The 705-nt window shown below is 30.5% G+C and carries 1 protein-coding gene; it reads right to left on the reverse strand.

The window, feature by feature from the left end:
* Positions 1 to 705 (reverse strand): transposase (locus tag QZ659_RS20235; RefSeq protein ID WP_291728879.1); only part of this gene is annotated, 705 nt, incomplete at both ends.

Raw genomic sequence — 705 nt, forward strand, 5'->3', positions numbered from 1 at the left:
TTGATGATGCAAACAAATTTTGTCTTTTGAGTATAAAAAATATCGCAAAAAGACGATTTTTTAGAATTGAAAGTATTTTTTAGCTTATTGGTAGTTTTTGCTACCATTTTTCTAAAATTATGCCCAAGAGCCATCAATAGAAACTCCATTTCTACTTTTTCTAAGCTCTTCAAAGTAAATCTATTGAACTTATTATTGTATTTGAGTTGCCCAAAAACAGCTTCTACTTCTATAGGGCGTTTACTGCACTGCTCTAAGCCTTTTTCACTCGTTAGTAAATTTCTAGCTTTTTCTTTCAGTTGGTTTAAACGATGATTTACTTGTAGTATTCTATTGCCTTCTGCTTTATGACATAAATTACGAAGAGGACAATATTGACACCTTTTTGCTTGATAATAAGACACTTGCGATTCATATCCATTCCTTGAAGTACGTTTTCCATCTCTTATTTTCTCCATTCTTTGCCCCATCGGACAGACATAAAAATCTAATGCTTTGTTGTAAAATAAATTCTGAACTAAAAAAGGATTATTCTTCATTTTCCTTTTTTGCTCTTTATGAAAATAATTGTACTTAACGTAGGCTGTAATTTCTTTTTTTTCAAGTAATTCATAATTTTCTTCACTTCCGTAACCTGCATCAGCTACTACTTCTTTACTTTGTTTATGGTACTGATTTTCAAATCCTTCTAAATGAGAGGATAAA

Source organism: Bernardetia sp., assembly GCF_020630935.1.
Classification (GTDB): Bacteria; Bacteroidota; Bacteroidia; order Cytophagales; family Bernardetiaceae; genus Bernardetia.